Here is a 15,044-nt window from a genome sequence, read left to right on the forward strand (position 1 = left end):
AGCCCACGCGTGCTCCTGTGGTCGCTCCTTCGTCGCGCCTGCTCCTACCCGCCCGGGGGTGCGCGCTGTCGCGCTTCATCGACGACACCGTGGTGCCGGATGCCGTGGTTGGGCGAGCTCAGCTGGTTAAGGGGCTGGATCTGGCTCGGTTTGTTTACCTGGTAGGTCGGCTGGTGATTCGGCCGGAGTGTCGACTACGTGCGGGTTCTCGCGTCCGTCGTGGGGCTAGCGTTTGTGGACGGTGTAGGTGAGGTGGGTGACTCTTGGGGTGGGGTCGGTGTGGACCGGCTCCAGGGCGATGTGGTCTGCGTTTACGCCCTCGAAGAGGCGGACTCCGGTGCCGAAGAGGACGGGCGACAGGGTGATCGTGAACTCGTCGATCAGGCCGGCGTTCATGTACTCCAGGATCGTTTCGCCACCGCCCGCGATGCGTACGTCGCGTTCGCCGGCGGCCTCGCGGGCCCGGTCGAGCGCCGCCTCGATGCCGTCGTTGACGAAGTGGAAGGTGGTGCCGCCCGGCCGTTCCCACGGGTCGCGCTTCTCGTGCGTCACGACGAAGACCGGCGTGTGGAACGGCGCGTCCTCCGGCCAGGACAGTTCGCCGGCGTCGAACATCCGCTTGCCCATCACGCTCGCGCCGATGCGCTCGTGTGTCGCCCGCGCGATGTCGTTGTCGCGCCCCTCCTCGCCGCCCTTGCCAAGCTTCAGGTTCTCCCGGAAGAACCGCTGCGGGAAGGCCGCCTGATGCAGTTCCATCCACTGCGCCATCCAGCGCCGTACTTTCGGGTCGTCCTCCTTCTTCTCGGGCCCGAAGAGGTCCTCGACAGGCACGGCCTCGGGCGCGATGAACCCGTCCAGCGAAATGGATACGCCGAAGAACACCTTTCCAGCCATCAGCCCTCAGCTCCCTTCGGCGAGATCTCGGCGATGTAGGCAGCCAGGTTGCCCAGGGTCTGTTGGCCGCCCTCGATTGCGTGGTACTTCTCGACTGCCTCGTCGCGCAGTTCCTTGGTCGGGAACACCGTGTGCATCTCGATCCGGGTCGCCGTACCGTCGGGCTCGAACCGCAGAACCGACTCGAAGGCGTTCGGGTCGTCGGGGGACTCGCCGTGGAGCATCGCGATCCGCTCCGGCGGCGCGATCTCGGTCCACGAGATCCACTCGGAGTAGTCCGTCCCGTCTGGCCCGTGCATCACGAACTCCCACTCCCCGCCGACGCGGAACTCGAACGACTGCGTGGTCGTGGTGAACCCCTCCGGTCCCCACCACTGCGACAGGTGCCGCACCTCGGTGAACGCCTCGAACACCAGCTCTCGTGGGGCGTCGATGATCCGGGAGATGACGATCTCGCGGTCGGCCGTCGCGGACTGCGCCGGCGCTTCTCGTCCCGTCGTACCCATCAGCTTTCCTCCTGCTTTGCCTGCTTGAGGTCCTGCACGTATGTGTCGAGCCGGTCGAAGCTCTCGTTCCAGAACCGCTCGAACCCGCCGGCCCACTCGTGAACCGGCCGCAGCCCGCGGGCATCCAGCCCGTACAGCCGTTGCTTGCCCGCCTTGCGGTCCCGCACGAGCCCCACCTCCCGGAGCACCCGCAGATGCTTGGACGCCCCCGGCTGAGTCATCCCCAACTCCTGCGCCAACTCGGTCACCGGTCGCTCGCCTGCTCGCAACAACACCAAGATCTCCCGGCGCTTCGGCTCAGCAATCGCATTAAAAACATCCGAAGTAGTCGCAGCCCGAGCCATGAACCCATCATATGCCCATATCGGAATGCGTCAACCCAAGCAACGAGACGCAGGTCAACCCCACACGCGGCGGCTTGACCCAACCATCGCCCTCGGAACCACTGTGTGGTTGATGAAGCGACGGCACGCACCTGTGGGTGGGAGCACGCGGAGCGCGGCGCAGGAGCAACCGCGGGAGCACGCGTGGCTAGAACCCTCGTCCGGTCCACAGCCCCCGGGGACTACGGGGCGGGCGATGAAGCGCGACAGCGCGTACTGAAGCGCGGCAGCGCGTACTGAAGGGCGGGTGGGAGCGCGCGGAGCGGGCGCGACGGAGGAGCGACTGCGGGAGCACGCGTGGGCTAGAACCCTTGTCCGGTCACCTGGCACCAACCACGGCCGCCGGGACCACGGGGTGGTCGATGAAGCGCGGCAGCGCGTGCTGAAGGGTGGGTGGGAGCGCGCGGAGCGGGCGCGACGAAGGAGCGACTGCGGGAGCACGCGTGGGCTCTAACCCCTCACCCTGTCACCCGAACCCAATCACCTTCCCCGAAAGCACGGGTGGGGTCAGATGACCTCTAGGTGGTCCTTGTTCGGGAGCGTGGGGAAAGGAGCGTGCGGCTCGGATTGGTACCAGAAGGTGGTGGAGGCGAGGTCGTCTTGGAGTTGGAGGAAGCGGCCGTCGCGGCGCCAACCCAACGCCTGGACGGTCACCCGGAGGTCTTCGGTGAAGCGGATGGTGTCGGTGATGTGCCACCGATACAGCCCGAACCGCTGCTGGTTCCGCATGAATCCATCCGGCTGGATCGCCTGGGGCATCCCCAAGTACGGCGTCGTGAACGTCGCGTACACGCCTTCCGGGTGGATGAACCCCCACGCCCCGCCGAAGTAGTCCTCGGTCCCCGTCGTGCAGATCGTCGGATACTCGTCATCCCCGTCGAGGTAGAACTTGACCTCGCCCTCGCCCCACCACCCGGTGTTGTTGCAACCCCAAGCCAGATAAGTCCCGACGTACTGCCCCTGTCCCCGCACCCCGTCAAGCAGCGTATGCACTTCGCCGTAAGGAACCGGATTGCTCCGCCGGAACTGCGCATGCAAGTACGCCGAATCCTCCGGCACCGTCGTACGCACGAAGTCCACCTGATAAAAGAACTCCGGCACCTCGGTCTCGAGCAGGTTCTCGATAGTCAGCCGGGCACTCCCACGAAACGGCATCTGCCAGTAACTGTTGAACCCACCCGAAGGATTAACAGCAATCGGCACCGAACTGACCTGACAATGCTCACCCCAGCCGTTGCAGAAGAAGTCCCCCAACGGCACCTCGATCGACGGCGTCTCCTCCCCGTCCCAGTACGCGCGCAACACGAGCGACCGCCACAGCTTCGAGTCGACCGTCATCCAGATATGCGTAATCGCCCCCGGCCCCTCGATCTCCGCGAGCGTCGTCGTCGACCTTGCCGGGAGCGGGATGCACGGCGACATCTTCCACCCCGGACCGAGATCCCGGGCCTGCCGCGACATCGTCCCGGAGGTCGCCCGGGCCCCGCCGGCTTTCGCGCCGTCCGGATTCTCGGCGCTGATCGAGTACGTGCGCGCGGCCGACAGCCGCGCCACATTGCCGAGGTGTACGTCGAGCCCGTTGAAGTCACCCATACCGAGCGACCCTAGGTGCGAGGATCGCCCCGCGGGACGTGCACCGGCAGGCCGGTGAGACCTGAACCCCGCCCTACCCACCGAGTGGTCTACTCAAGCTGCTTTACCGGCCGCGTTTCGTCGGCAACAGTGAACCGGTGACTGCATCACCCATCGCCGTCATCGGATCGCCTGGTCCGGCGGGCGCGTTCACCGCCGCCCTCGACCAGGCCGGTCTCCCGTACGTCCGGTACGACGACCAGCCGCCCGAGCTCACCGGTCACCAAGCGGTCATCGTCCTGGCCGACCGCTACCCGGAGCCGACCAGTCTCGACACCGGCCGGCTCGCGGAGTACCTCCGCGCCGGCGGATCGGCGTACGTCGAATTCGCGGTCGACGAGACCGGATTCCTCCCGACCGGCGCCATCCGCGACGCGCACATCGAGCGGATCTTCACCACCGCCGCGCTGCCCGGGATCGAGCCGCTGAGCATCCTCGACGAGCACCTGTCCCGCGCCCAGGAAGTGGTTGCCCCTAGCAATGCGACAGAACTGCTCACCTACGGCACCGTCGCCGGCACCCACCGAGCCGTCTTCGGTCCCCCGCAGCACACCTTCCCCGCCCTGCTCGACATCCCGGTAGGCGACGGCCGCCTCCTCTACGCGACGACCGCGCTCAGCCACCACCTCACCGGCAACTACAAGCCGGTACGCCGTTGGCGCCGCCTGCTCAAGGTGATCACGGCCGAACTCACCGGCACCGCACCCCCTCCCGACATCGAGGTCTTCACCGAGCCCCGCGTCTGGGCCGTATCAGGCGAGCCGGTGAAGCTCATCGTCCGCGCTACGACCAAACCCTCAGCGACGGACGTCGAACTCGTCGAGACAGCACCCGGCCGCTTCGAGTCCGAGCCCCTCCACCTCGAAGACGGCGACCACGACTTCACGGTCGGCGACCACACGGCAACAGTCACGGTCGGACCACGGGCCGACCGCTACCGCCGGATGGTCGACCGCGGTATCGCCTGGTTCGACCGGGCCGGCATGTTCTACGACCGGCCGGACGGTTCGAAGGGCGTCGCGGAGGGGTTCTCCAACGAGATCGATGTCGACGGCAAGCTTCCGTTCCGCCCGGTCCCGCGCGGCGACTGCTACACGCAGACCGCGCACGCCTTCCGGATGTACGCCGACCTCGCCGACTTCCCGCGTGGACACACGATCGCAGCCAACCTGATGCGGCTCGTGGTCGACGAAGAACAGCTCACCGACCGGAACGCGCTGTACGGAGCCTGGGAACCGCGCGGCGGCCGGACCGACCTGACCGCGACGAACAACCTCTTTGCCGACGACAACGGCTGGATCTCGTTGTTCGCGCTGATCTCCGGTGAGACCGAGGCCGGTCTCCGCGGGGTCGAGTCGCTGATCCGGACCGCGAACGACGAACTCGGTCTCCAGGTCGACCCCTGGCGGACCCCGTCGACGATGCTCGTGAAGGGCTGGGAGGAGATCGGCCGCACGCCGATCACCGACGGTCTCGATCTGACCTCGCATTGGCAGAGCTCCGCGCTCACCGCGTATCTGTACGCGTACGGGCTGACAGGTGAGGCGTCGTACCTGGAGATCGCCGAACGCGGCCTGGACCACATGGCGTCACACTTCCCGCGCGTCCGGTTGGAGACCAGCCGCACGTGCGAGGCCGGGCGCTTCCTCCTGCCATTGGCCGGAGGTTACTTCTACACGCGGAAGCCCCCTTATCTGAAGACGTTGCTGGCCCTCGCCGAATATCTGAAGAGCCGCCAGGGTCCGGACGGTGGGTTCGCCGAGTGGGACGGCAAATGCCCGCCGAGCAACGAGGCGTACGGCGTGGACGAGGCGTCGATCTTCCAGGCCAACGGCGATCCGGTCACCGATCAGCTCTACGGCACCCCGTTCGCGGCCTGGGCGCTGCCGATTGTCTACAAGGTGACCGGCGAGAAGGTGTTCGAGGAGCTCGCGCACGGCGTACTCGACTATCTGAGCCGGATCCAGATCGACGATCCGGCCGATCAGCAGCTCGACGGCACCTGGCAGCGTGCGTTCGATTTCGACGCCTGGGAGTACTTCGGCTCGAACGCCGACCTCGGCTGGGGTCCGTACTGCGTCGAAACCGGCTGGTCGGTCGCCCCCAGCCTGATCGCCGCCATGCAGTATCTCAACGCCGACACCTTCTTCCCAGAACCACCAGCGGACCAGTCCGCACTGGTCGCCTCCGTCCGCGCCGAGTTCGACTCGATCCTCACCGGCCAGCCCGAGCCACCAACGTTCCACCGCCGAGAGGACAAACGCATCATCCGTCGCCAAGGTGGCGCCAATGCCGTACTAGGCGACCTCCGAGCCGACGGCGAACCGGTCTGGACCCGCAACGAACCGGCTCGCTCCACCGAGATCTACGTCCGCGGCGAAGACGGTCATCTCCACCACACCTACCTCGACGACCGCGTCGGCCAGGGCACCTGGCAACGACTCGGCGACCTCGAACTCGCCGACGACCCGGTGGTCGCCTTTAACCCGGGAGCCGACGCGATCGAGGTGTACGCGCTCGGCGTCGACCGCCGGATCCACCATTGCTCGATGATCGACGTCCGTGGCGGGCATACCCCATGGGAACCTGTGGGTACGCTCCACTTCACCGGGTCACCTGCGGTGATGTACGACGAGACCCTCGGCACGGTCCGCTTGGTCGCGAACGACATCGCCGGCCAGGACCGCCGTACCCGCAAGGTGAACCGGTGGCACCTTCCGTGGCAGGACTATTCACACTGGATCACCGCATGATGCGTATTGCCATTGACGGCGGACAATCCGCCCTCAGACTGCGAGTTCTCCCGTCCGGTCAGACCGGTCAAGGGCCTGGGTACACGCACGGTCCGGACGCCGTTCAGCGCATGCTGGACGCCGTCCGAGCCGCCGCGGCCGAGGCGGAGGTCAGCGGGCCGGTCGAGGTGGTCGCGCTCGGCCTGACCGGCTATCCGCAGGCGTCGGGCGCGGCTGAGGCGTTCGCCGCGGCCGTCGGCGACCTGCTCGACGCCGATGAGGTGCGGCTGACACAGGACATGGTGACGGCGCACGCCGGCGCGCTGCCCGACGGGTACGGCGTAGTGGTTGCCGCAGGCACCGGACTGGTCTGCCTTGCGGTGGACCGGGACGGCACGTGGCGCAAGCTCGACGGGCACGGGTACCTGTTCGGCGACGCGGGCAGTGCCTTCGCGATCGGCCGCGCCGGTCTGGTCGCGGTCCAGCGCGCGCGAGACGGCCGCGGCCCGGTGACCAAGCTCGCCGACACCGCGCTCGATCCGGTCAGCCTGTACCGCTCCTCCACGCTCGTCGACGACGTGGCTCGCTTCGCGCCCGAGGTACTGCGTTGTGCCGCTGAAGGAGACCCGGTCGCCAACGACGTCCTCGGCTGGGCGGCCGGCGACATCGCCGAGACGATCGACGCAGCGGTGGCGCAGCTGGCCGGCGAGGGCCCCGTCCCTGTCGCCTGTGTCGGCGGACTGTTCGACGGCGCCGGCGAGCAACTGCTGGCGCCGGTCCGCGCGGCACTCACCGCCCGAGCGCAGCTGATCGCCGCCGCCGGGAACTCACTCGACGGCGCGGAGCGACTCGCGACCGGGCCGGCCGGAACGTACGCCGACCTGATTGTGACTCACCATCGATGACTTCTCTTGCCCCCGGCACCCTGGTGGTGTCCTGCCAGGCAGGTCCTGGGAACCCCTTCCACTCGCCCACCTCGATGGCGCTGATGGCCCAGGCCGCGGAGGCCGGCGGGGCCGGCGCGATCCGGGCGAACGGCCCGGACGACATCGCCGCGATCCGGGCCGTGACCGGCCTGCCGATCATCGGCCTGCACAAACTCGGTGATCCGGCCGGCGTCTTCATCACCCCGACGTACGAGTCGGCGGTCGGCATCGTCGCGGCCGGCGCCGACCTGATCGCCCTCGACGGCACCCTGCGGCCGCGACCGGACGGGCAGCGGCTGGACCAGCAGATCCGCCGGATCCACGACGAACTCGGCGTACCGGTATTGGCCGATGTGGACTCCCTCGACGCCGGTCTGGCCGCCCGTGAGGCAGGTGCCGACCTGGTCGCGTCGACCCTGTCCGGCTATACCAATGGCCGTACGCCGACCGGACCTGACGTCGAACTGGTTCGCCGGCTGGCGGAGAAGCTGGACTGCCCGATCGTTGCCGAAGGCAGGATCCGTACGCCGGAAGACGTCCGTACTGTCTGCGAAGCAGGCGCGCACGCCGTCGTGGTGGGCCACGCCATCACCAACCCGATGGACATCACCGCCCGGCTCGTGGGCGCGATTCCGTCCTCCATAAACCCGGAGTAGTGGTCTAGTCGATCTTGTCGACGGGGATCGAATCCTCTTCCGCACCGGTGCCGGGCGGCGTATCCATGAACGGATTCATCGCCTGAGAGGACGCCCCCATCATGATCCAGGTCGACCGCCGTACGCTCCTCCGCGCCGCACTGGCCGGATCCGCCGTCGCCACCCTCGCCTCCTGCGCCAAGCCGGTGGTGGACAAATCGGCCGCCTCGGCCGGATCCGGCACCAGCGTCGACGGCAGCAAGGCGCTCGAGTTCTTCAACTTCGACGGCGGGTACGGCAAGGAATGGACCACCATGCCGCTGGACCTGTACCGCAAGGAGTTCCCGGACGCGGACGTGAAGCTGACCAGCGGCCAGCAACTCCAGCAGCAACTGCAGCCCCGGTTCATCCAGGGCAACCCGCCCGACCTGATCGAGAACGTCGGCCTCGACGGCGCCACCCTCGCCGCGCAGAAGCAGGTACGCGACATCGGTGAACTGCTCGAGATGGACGCGTACGGCGAATCCGGCAAGAAGGTCAAGGACACCCTCCTTCCGGGCGTCGCCGAGGCCGGCCGGTACGACGGGGTGAAGTACGAGATGCCGTACGTCTTCGGCGTCGCCGGGATCTGGTACAGCAAGCCGCTGATGGACCAGCACGGCTGGACCTACCCGAAGCACTGGGACGAGATGCTCGACCTCTGCGCCGAGATCAAGAAGACCGGCCTCGCGCCGTGGACGTACCAGGGCAAGTTCCCCGGCTACCTGACGAGCCCGATGCTGATGACGGCGTACAAGGCGGTCGGGCCGGACCTGAAGAAGAAGATCGACAACCTGGAGCCGAACGCCTGGCGCGATCCCGCCCTGATCGCGGCGGCGGAGGGGTACCAGGAGCTGGCCGCGAAGGGCTACCTGCTGGAGGGTTCGCAGGCGCTCTCGCACACCCAGTCGCAGACCTACTGGGCGCAGCGCAAGGCCGTGTTCATCCCTTGCGGCGGCTGGCTGGAGAACGAGCTCGGTGCCATCGCGCCGAAGGACCTGGGCATGACGATGGTCCCGGTGCCGGGACTCTCGAAGGACGACAAGGCGCCGTACGAGACCGTCACGGGTGGACCCGGCGGCGCGCTGATCGTGCCGGCCAAGGCGAGGAACCCGCAGGGCGGCCTCGAGCTGCTGCGGATCATCGTCTCCAAGCAGTGCATGAAGAACTTCACCCAGGTGACCAAGTCGCTGACCGTCGTCAAGGGCGCCAGCGACGGCGTCGAGCTGTCGTCGGCGAACAAGTCGATGCAGGACGTGATCACCGCGGCCGGCACGAACATGTTCCAGGACTGGTCGTTCCGGCTCTGGTACAAGAAGCTGCTGGACAACTCGGACAAGGCGATGGCCGCGCTGATGAACCGCGAGGTCACCCCGGACGGGTGGAGCAAGCAGATGCAGAAGTACGCCGACGAGACGGCGAAGGACCCGTCGATCAAGAAGTTCCACGCCTGACATGCACCACGGCAAGTACCGGTTCGTCATCAGCCTGCTGATCGTCCCACTCGCGCTGTACGCGGTCTTCGTGATTTCGCCGTACGTGCAGGCGTTCCCGATCGCGTTCACGAACTGGGAGGGCCTGTCGGCGTCGTACAACTACATCGGCTTCGACAACTTCGTCGCGCTGTTCCACGACTCGGTGTTCTGGGTGGCGCTGCGGCACAACCTGTTCCTGCTGGTGTCGCTGCCGATCATCATCGTCACGCTGTCACTGTTCTTCTCGGCCGCGCTGAACTACCGCGACGGCGTACCGGGCGCGCGCTTCTACAAGGTCATCTACTTCTTCCCCGGTGTGCTGTCGATCGCGATCGTCGGCGTGCTGTGGCAGTTCGTCTTCGAGCCGAGGACCGGCTTGCTGAACGGGTTCCTGCGGGCGATCGGGTTGGACGGGCTGGCGCGGTTGTGGCTGGGTGACGGCAGTACGGCGCTGGGCTCGATCATGGCCGTGGTGGTGTGGGGCGGCGTCGGGTTCTACGTCGTACTGTTCACGGCCGCGATGGCGGCGATCCCGCGGGAGCTGTACGAGGCGGCGCTCCTCGACGGCGCCGGTGCGTTCCAGTCGTTCTGGCGGCTGACGTTGCCGCTGATCTGGAACACGGTGCAGACCGCGCTCGCGTTCCTGGTGATCGGTGCGCTGGACATGTTCGCGCTGGTGAAGATCCTGTCGGTCGGTCCTGGCGGTCCGGACGACGCGACGCAGGTGATCTCGCTGTACATGTACTCGAACGCCTTTACCTACGGGAAGTTCGGCTACGCCTCCGCGATCGGCGTGACGCTGTTCCTGATCAACATGATCCTGACCCTGCTGACGTTCCGGCTGACCCGCCGCGAGCGGGTCGAGTACTGAGGGGGCACAGTGACGACTCTTTTGGATCGGACCTCCGCACCGGCTCCCGCCGTACGCTCTGAACCGCCGCGGCGGGAGATCGGGTCGCGGGTGCTCGGCGGGGTCTCGCAGGGGTTTCTGCTGATCTGGGGCGCGATGGTGCTGTTCCCGCTGCTGTGGGCGGTGCTCAGCTCGTTCAAGTCGGACCAGGACATCTTCACCAGCCCGTGGGGCCTGCCGTCGACCTGGCGGTGGGACAACTTCTCCCGGGCCTGGAACGAGTCCCACATCGGCACGTACTTCTTCAACAGCGTGATCGTGGTGTGCTGCGGCGTCGTACTGACGCTGCTGCTGTCCTCCGCGGTCGCGTACGTGCTCGCGCGATTCGAGTTCCCCGGTAGCAGAGCGCTGTTCTACGTCTTCGTCGCGGGGATGGTGTTCCCGGGGTTCCTCGCGCTGGTGCCGTTGTTCTTCGTGGTCCAGAACCTCGGGCTGATGAACTCGTACCTCGGTCTGATCCTGGTGTACGCGACGCACGGCATGTCGTTCTCGGTGTTCTTCCTGACCGCGTTCTTCAAGACCCAGTCGAAGGAGCTGGCCGAGGCGGGGCTCGTCGACGGGTGCTCGCACTGGGGTGTCTTGTTCCGGATCATGCTTCCACTGGCTCGTCCCGGACTAGTTAGTATCGGAATCTTCCAGTTCCTGGGCATGTGGAACGAATACCTGCTTCCCTTGGTACTGAACACCGACGAGCGGCGCTATCTGGTGACCCAAGGCTTGGCCAACATCGCGGTCACGCAGGGGTACCACAGTGACTTCTCGGGGCTGTTCGCCGGACTGACCATCTCCATCCTTCCGGTGCTGGCGGTCTACCTTGCCTTTCACCGCCAGATCAGTGCCGGCATGACCGCGGGAGCCCTGAAGTGACCGACCTCCTCCTGGCCGCGACGTCTCTGGACGTCACCCCACCGCCCGGCCACCGGCTGGACGGGTACGCCGCCCGCGCCGGTGTCGCCACCGGTACGGCGGACCCGCTGCGGGCCACCATCATCTGGCTCAGTACAGCGGACGACTCCGGCGTACTGTGGCTGACCCTGGACGCGATTGCTGTCGGCAAGGAGCTCGTGGCTGAGTTGTCGTCGGCGGCCGGTTCGGCGGCTGGTATCCCGGCGTCGCAGGTGGTCGTGTCCGCGTCGCACACACACTCCGGCCCGTCCGGGTGGACCGGTGAGATTCACCCGGTCATCCCAGCACTGCGTGAGCGGGACTTGGTGGACGCTCTGGTGTCCGCCGTACGCACGGCTCCCTTGGAGCGCCGGCCCGTGACGGCGTCGTGGCGGTCGACCGAGGTGATCGGCGTGGGTACTAACCGGCACCATCGCAACGGTCCGCACGACAACACGGCCGGCATCCTCGCGCTGCACTCGTTGGAGGGCTCGCTCGAGGCGGTCCTGCTGGACTTCGCATGCCACCCGACGACCTATGGTCCGGAGAACCTGCAGTACTCCGCCGACTGGCCGGGCGCTGCCCGGGCCGCGCTGGCTCCTGCGGTCGTCGGCTACCTCCAGGGCGCCGCTGGCGACGTCAGCCCCCGCTTCACCCGCCAGGGCCGCGGCGCCGCCGAAGTCACCCGGCTCGGCGGATTACTGGCTTCCCGTGTCCGGTCCGCGCTGGCCGGCCCGGGCCTGGAATTGGGCGCGTCCGCACCGGTTATCCGCCGTACGACGCTAGACCTGCCCGTCCGCGCGGTCCCATCCGCCGCTGAAGCCGCACAGCTCGTCACTGCCGCCGAGGACCTCCTGGCCGGCGGCCCAGACGACCCCTCCGGCCGCATCTCCCAAACCCGCCTGGACGGAGCCCGCGGCCAGGCCCTGATGGCCGCCGCGTCCCTCCCCGCCTCCCTGCAACTCCCCATCAGCGCCGTCACGATGGGCGACGTCTGCTGGATCAACCTCCCAGTAGAACTCTTCGCCGCCCACGGCGCCTGCCTCCAAGCCGAAAGCACCCACCCCATCACCCGCGTAATCGGCTACACCGACGCCTACTACGGCTACGTAGTAGACCCCCCAGCCGCAACCTCCGGCACCTACGAAGCCCTAATAACCTACTTCGACCAACCCACCACAACCCGCCTACTAAAAGAAACCACGCAGTTCGTGAATAGCTAGAGGGCTAGCTCTGGTTGGAGTCTATTGGCGGGCCATATGCGTTGGTTGCGGGCGGCGAGGGTGGAGGCGGCTAGGGCTGCGGTGAACCAGGCGGCCAGGGCTAGGAGGTCTTGGGTCAGGGAGGTGGTGGGGCCGCCGTACATGAGGTGGCGGACTCCGTCGATGGCGTAGCTCATGGGGAGGGCGTGGTGGAAGAAGTAGAGGGGCTGGGGGATGGTTTGCCAGGGGAAGGTGCCGCCCGCGCTGACCAGTTGGATGACCATCAGGACCAGGCCGAGGAACTTGCCGACGGCGCCGAACCACGCGGACAGGGCGTGCAGGATCGCGACGAAGGTGAAGGACGTCAGGATCAGGAAGCCGACGGTCAGCCACGGGTGGACGGCGTTGATGCCGAGTCCGAGCGTGACCGCGGTGAAGACGAGCGTGGCCTGGATGGCGCCGAAGAGGGCCGGGGGCAACCATCCGCCCAAGGCGACCCGGAACGGCGACTGCAGGGCGGCCAGAGCGCGCGGTGACAGCGGGCGGACGAGCAGGAAGAGGACGTACGCACCGATCCAGCAGGCCAGGCTGAGGAAGAACGGGGCCAGACCGGCGCCGTAGCTGTCCGCCGTGGCCTGTGAGACGTTCTGCAGCGTCACGGGTGCACCGAGCGTCTCGGCGACCGCCTTGCGCTGGCTAGCAGTGGGGTTAGGGATCTGCTTGACCCCATTGGCCAGTCCAGTGTTCAGCTGGGTCGCACCGGTCTTCAGCTGGGTGACTCCGGTCGCCAGGCTGTTCACCCCGGTCAGCAGCTGCCCTTGGCCGACCACCGCCTGCTTCTCACCCGCAGCGAGCTGCTGGGCGCCGGTATTCAGGCTCCCAAGGCCGGTCTTGAGCTGACTCGCGCCAGTGTTCAGCTGATGCGCGCCATTGGCCGCCGTACTGATCCCTGACGTCAAAGCCGGCGTGGCCTTCGCCAACGCAGCAGCCCCGTTGGACACCTTGCGGGCGCCGGTGGCGAGCTGGTTGAGCTGCTTGGAGGTGGACTGGATCTTCGTGTTCGCGCGTACGACGGGAGTCCGCAGCTTGGCCGTCTCCGTCAGCACCTGCCGGATCTGGTGCTGACTGAATCCCTGCGCCTTGAGCCGGGCCGCGAGACCGGAGTCGAACGTACTGAGGTCCTTGACCAGAGTGCTCGACGCCGAAGCGACCTGCCGACCGGCACCCGCGACCTTCTCGTTGCCATCAGCAACTTGATCGGCGCCGGTGGCGAGGGCCTTGGTCTGCTTCGGCAGCGTCGACGTCTTCCGCTTCAACGTGCCCAGACCGTTGTCCAGCTTCGAAGCGCCATTGGCAAGCGACGTCGCGCCTTGCGAGGCCTGACCCACGCCGCCGGCCAGCGTCGTCGCACCGGCGGACAGCTGCTTCTGGGCCGTGTTCAGCTGCGTCGCACCGGTCTGCAGCTTGCCCACACCGGTCGCTGCCGACCCAAGGCCGGTCTGAAGCTGAGCAGCGCCGGCCGCCGCCTGGCTGATCTGCGTGTGGATCGTGTTGTACCCGGCCAACAGCTGCGAAGCCGCCGTCTCGCTCACCTGCGACGCAACCGTCTTCGTCACCTGCGCGACGACCTGGTTCGCGATCGTGTGGGCGATGTAGTTGTTCGCGTCGTTCGTGAGCAGTTCGAGCTGCGCCTGCCGCGGTGTGAAGTCGGCACTCGACGCCAGGTCGGCGGAGAACGACTTCGGCAGCACCAGGGCGAACTCGTACTTCCCGTCCGACACCCCAGCGGTCGCATCTGCCCGGTCGACCTGATGCCAGTCGAAGCTCTTCGACTTCACGAGTTCGTCCGCGACCTGCGGGCCGACGTCGAGCTTCGAGCCGGTGGCGAGCGTCGTACCGGCGTCTTCTACCACTACTGCGGTGGGGACCTTGTCGAGGCGCCCGTACGGGTCGTGGTTGGCGTAGAGGTACAGGCCGCCGTACAGCACCGGCACGAGCAGCAGTGCGACCACTGCCAGCTTCGGGAGTCGCCCAGCCGTCAGCCGCCGCAACTCACTCAGTGCCATCCGCAGCGCGGTCATGCCTGCTCCTCCAAGACTTCTTCTTCGATAGCTGCAACAGGTTCAACCGGAGCAATAGGCGCGACCTGCACCGGATCAGGCTGGTCCACCGCGCCGAGCTGAGCCGCCTTGACATCCAGCAGCTGCGCGGACGCGTCAGCGCACGTGATGATCACGCCGTATCCACGCGCCGCCAGCGAACGCCCAAGCGCGTACCACTCGTGCGGATCGCCACCGTGCCGGTCCGGCATGGTCAGAATGACCACCTTCACGTCCGGCCGCGCCACGGTCAGTTCTGCGAGCAGTCTGGTCCGCGCTGCGACCGGTAGGTGCTCAAACCGCTTGTCCGCATGCTCTGCCGCGTCATGCTCGTCCAGCCACTCCAGTACGGCCTTCCGGCCGGCCTTCTGACCGGCAATCGCCAGCTCCTCGCCGACGACCGTCTGAACGGGCAGTGCGTCGTCCGGCTCGGTGATACCGGGCGCATCGACCACAGCGACGCGGCGACGCAGTAAACCAGCGTCAGCGGACCCGTCGAGCCGCACCGACCCGGTGTCGGGCTTGAGGCGCCCGGACAGTGCCAGGGCCGCCGCGACGTGACCCGGACCGGGGTAGCCGGTCAGGAGCACCACCTGATGGTCGGCGACCTGCACCGACGTGGCGTTCAGCATCGGCGCATGTGGACCGCGCACGCTGATCCCGGTGGCCTCGAGCTGCATCCCAGTTCCCCGTTCGGTATTTCCCAAGTTCAATACGGTTGTGTAT

At 67.2% G+C, this 15,044-nt stretch carries 13 protein-coding genes; 7 read left to right on the plus strand and 6 right to left on the minus strand.

The window, feature by feature from the left end; all coding sequences use genetic code 11:
• Positions 1-225: 225 nt before the first annotated feature.
• The 4 genes from AB0L70_RS03635 to AB0L70_RS03650 form a co-directional block, all read right to left on the minus strand.
• Positions 226-894 (minus strand): dihydrofolate reductase family protein, encoded by a 669-nt coding sequence (locus AB0L70_RS03635; protein WP_363679535.1) that lies wholly within the window; start codon positions 892-894, stop codon positions 226-228.
• Positions 894-1,400 carry an SRPBCC family protein gene (locus AB0L70_RS03640; RefSeq protein ID WP_363679537.1) on the minus strand — a complete coding sequence of 169 codons (507 nt, stop codon included), beginning with the start codon at positions 1,398-1,400 and terminating at the stop codon, positions 894-896. Before AB0L70_RS03640 ends, AB0L70_RS03635 begins: the two co-directional genes overlap by 1 nt.
• A complete protein-coding gene (locus AB0L70_RS03645; RefSeq protein ID WP_363679539.1) occupies positions 1,400-1,744 on the minus strand; it encodes a metalloregulator ArsR/SmtB family transcription factor in 345 nt (114 codons plus the stop codon). Before AB0L70_RS03645 ends, AB0L70_RS03640 begins: the two co-directional genes overlap by 1 nt.
• A gap of 546 nt (positions 1,745-2,290) precedes the next feature.
• Positions 2,291-3,376: a glycoside hydrolase family 172 protein gene (locus tag AB0L70_RS03650; RefSeq protein ID WP_363679541.1), complete on the minus strand. Its 1,086-nt coding sequence runs from the start codon at positions 3,374-3,376 to the stop codon at positions 2,291-2,293.
• Between the two features lie 137 nt (positions 3,377-3,513).
• Between AB0L70_RS03650 and AB0L70_RS03655 the strand changes: the two genes are divergently transcribed.
• From AB0L70_RS03655 to AB0L70_RS03685, 7 genes are all read left to right on the plus strand, one after another.
• Positions 3,514-6,168, plus strand: coding sequence for a hypothetical protein (locus tag AB0L70_RS03655; protein WP_363679543.1), 2,655 nt, complete (start codon positions 3,514-3,516; stop codon positions 6,166-6,168).
• On the plus strand, positions 6,168-7,052 hold the full coding sequence (locus tag AB0L70_RS03660; protein WP_363679545.1) for a BadF/BadG/BcrA/BcrD ATPase family protein: 885 nt from the start codon (positions 6,168-6,170) through the stop codon (positions 7,050-7,052). Before AB0L70_RS03655 ends, AB0L70_RS03660 begins: the two co-directional genes overlap by 1 nt.
• Positions 7,049-7,729, plus strand: coding sequence for an N-acetylmannosamine-6-phosphate 2-epimerase (locus AB0L70_RS03665; RefSeq protein ID WP_363679547.1), 681 nt, complete (start codon positions 7,049-7,051; stop codon positions 7,727-7,729). Before AB0L70_RS03660 ends, AB0L70_RS03665 begins: the two co-directional genes overlap by 4 nt.
• Before the next feature lie 101 nt (positions 7,730-7,830).
• Positions 7,831-9,201, plus strand: a complete 1,371-nt coding sequence (gene ngcE / locus AB0L70_RS03670; RefSeq protein WP_363679549.1) for an N-acetylglucosamine/diacetylchitobiose ABC transporter substrate-binding protein — start codon at positions 7,831-7,833, stop codon at positions 9,199-9,201.
• Between the two features lies 1 nt (position 9,202).
• Entirely contained in the window at positions 9,203-10,093 is an 891-nt protein-coding gene (locus tag AB0L70_RS03675) for a sugar ABC transporter permease (RefSeq protein ID WP_363679551.1), read from the plus strand.
• Between the two features lie 9 nt (positions 10,094-10,102).
• Positions 10,103-10,999, plus strand: a complete 897-nt coding sequence (locus tag AB0L70_RS03680; RefSeq protein ID WP_363679553.1) for a carbohydrate ABC transporter permease — start codon at positions 10,103-10,105, stop codon at positions 10,997-10,999.
• A complete protein-coding gene (locus tag AB0L70_RS03685; protein WP_363679555.1) occupies positions 10,996-12,240 on the plus strand; it encodes a hypothetical protein in 1,245 nt (414 codons plus the stop codon). The genes AB0L70_RS03680 and AB0L70_RS03685 overlap by 4 nt, the downstream gene beginning before the upstream one ends.
• On the opposite strand, the gene AB0L70_RS03690 is transcribed toward AB0L70_RS03685, so the two are convergent.
• Complete coding sequence (locus AB0L70_RS03690; protein ID WP_363679557.1) at positions 12,237-14,300, minus strand: YhgE/Pip domain-containing protein; 2,064 nt, start codon at positions 14,298-14,300, stop codon at positions 12,237-12,239. The two genes, AB0L70_RS03685 and AB0L70_RS03690, sit on opposite strands and share 4 nt — an antisense overlap.
• Positions 14,297-14,998, minus strand: a complete 702-nt coding sequence (locus tag AB0L70_RS03695) for a hypothetical protein (RefSeq protein WP_363679559.1) — start codon at positions 14,996-14,998, stop codon at positions 14,297-14,299. Before AB0L70_RS03695 ends, AB0L70_RS03690 begins: the two co-directional genes overlap by 4 nt.
• Positions 14,999-15,044: the final 46 nt, after the last annotated feature.

The sequence above is a fragment of the Kribbella sp. NPDC051952 genome (assembly GCF_040680855.1).
Taxonomy (GTDB): Bacteria; Actinomycetota; Actinomycetes; order Propionibacteriales; family Kribbellaceae; genus Kribbella.